Raw genomic sequence first — 1,660 nt, forward strand, 5'->3', positions numbered from 1 at the left:
GCGCGCAGCCGCGCCAGCGCGGCCTCGGCTGCCGCCGTCGCGTCCGACAGGCCCTTGGCCCCGTCCTGCAGCCCGCCGCCGGCGGCGCGCAGCGCGGCGACCCGGCGCTCCAGCCGCCAGGCCATCGGGATGAAGACGGCCAGCATCGCGAGAAGCAACCCCTGCACGACCCATTCCAGCGTGCTCATGCCGCCCCCTCCGCCCCGGCCGGCCGGCGCACGCCGTCGATCCGCACCGCCAGCCGGTTCTCACGCCGTCCCAGCTGCCCCTCGAAGAGCCCGACCTCGCCGCAGCGGAGCGAGACCGGCGCGCCGGCCGGCGAGGCGAGCATCAGGCGGTCGCCCACCTTCAGGCCGAGCACCTGGCTGAGCGGCATGGCCTGCTGGTCGAGCACCACGTCGAGCGCGACCTCGGTCTGGCGCAGCTCCTCCGCCAGATGCGATTCCCAGATGCTGTCGCGGCCGAAGCGCTCGCCCATGAACTGCTGCAGCAGCAGTTCGCGCACCGGCTCCAGCGTCGCATAGGGCAGCAGGATTTCGAGCCGCCCCCCCCTATCCTCCATCTCGATGCGCATGCGCGCCAGCACGGCGGCGTTGGAAAGGCGCGAGATGGCCGCGAAGCGTGGATTGACTTCCAGCCGCTCGAAGCGGAACTCCACCTCGCAGAGCGGCTCGAAGGCGGCCTTCAGGTCGCTCAGCACCACGCCGATCAGGCGCTCCACCAGCGTGCGCTCGATGGTCGTGTAGGGGCGGCCCTCGATGCGCATCGCCGCGGTGCCGCGGCGGCCGCCGAGCAGCACGTCCACCACGGAATAGATCAACGGGCTGTCGACGACGATCAGCCCGTAATTGTCCCATTGCTCCGCCCGGAAGACGGCGAGCATGGCGGGGAGCGGGATGGAGTTGAGGTAGTCGCCGAAGCGCTGCGAGACCATCGCATCGGTCGAGACCTCGACATTGTCGGAGGTGAAGTTCCGCAGCGTGGTGGTCATCAGCCGCACCAGCCGGTCGAAGACGATCTCCAGCATCGGCAGACGCTCATAGGCGACGAGGCCGGAGGCGATGATGCGCTCCATCCCGCTCTTCGCCCTGTCCTCCGAGGGGCCTCCCCCGAAGCCGAGCAGGCTGTCGATCTCCGCCTGGTTCAGGACGCGCGCGGCATCGGCGGGCGGCGCGCCGCCGCCTTCCAGGGCCGCGCCCCAGGCGGCGGCCAGGTCGTCCTCGGCGCCGCTCACTGCACCAGGATCTCAACGAAGAGCACGTCGGTGATCCGCGCCGGCGCCCTATCCCCGCGCGGCTCGCCCGCGACCGCCAGGGTTGCGCGCGCCACCAACTCCTCCTTCAGCCGGTGCGTCCCGGCGGAGCCACGCAGTTCTTCCGGCCTCACCTCGCGCAGATAGGTGGTGAAGAGGTCGACGAGCCGCGGCATGGCGGCCTGCACGGTCGCGACGTCCTCCGCGCGCGCCACCTCGAGCTTGGCGCGGAGCCGCACGAAGCTGGCGCGGCGGCCGGGCGCGTTCAGGTTCGAGACGATATCCGGCAGTTCCACGAAGGCGGGCTGCGGCGTCGCCGCCGTCCGCCCGGCCGGCGCCGCGGCCTCCGCCGGCGCACCGAGGCCGAGGACCGGCGGCAGCACCCCGCCGAACCAGAGCCCGGCACAG

Annotated in this window: 3 protein-coding genes; all 3 read right to left on the reverse strand. The window is 72.4% G+C overall.

Annotated elements, in window-relative coordinates; genetic code table 11:
- A partial coding sequence (locus L2I40_RS22850) for a hypothetical protein (RefSeq protein ID WP_237217658.1) occupies positions 1–188 on the reverse strand: 188 nt, incomplete at its 3' end.
- The gene (gene fliM / locus L2I40_RS22855) at positions 185–1,234 is read right to left on the reverse strand and encodes a flagellar motor switch protein FliM (protein WP_237217659.1); all 1,050 of its coding nucleotides are present in this window, start codon (positions 1,232–1,234) and stop codon (positions 185–187) included. The genes fliM and L2I40_RS22850, both read right to left, overlap by 4 nt.
- On the reverse strand, positions 1,231–1,660 hold a 430-nt coding region (locus L2I40_RS22860), incomplete at its 5' end, for a flagellar basal body-associated FliL family protein (protein WP_237217660.1). The genes fliM and L2I40_RS22860, both read right to left, overlap by 4 nt.

Origin of the sequence: Falsiroseomonas oryziterrae, assembly GCF_021864505.1 — a bacterium.
In the GTDB taxonomy this organism is placed as follows: Bacteria; Pseudomonadota; Alphaproteobacteria; order Acetobacterales; family Acetobacteraceae; genus Falsiroseomonas; species Falsiroseomonas oryziterrae.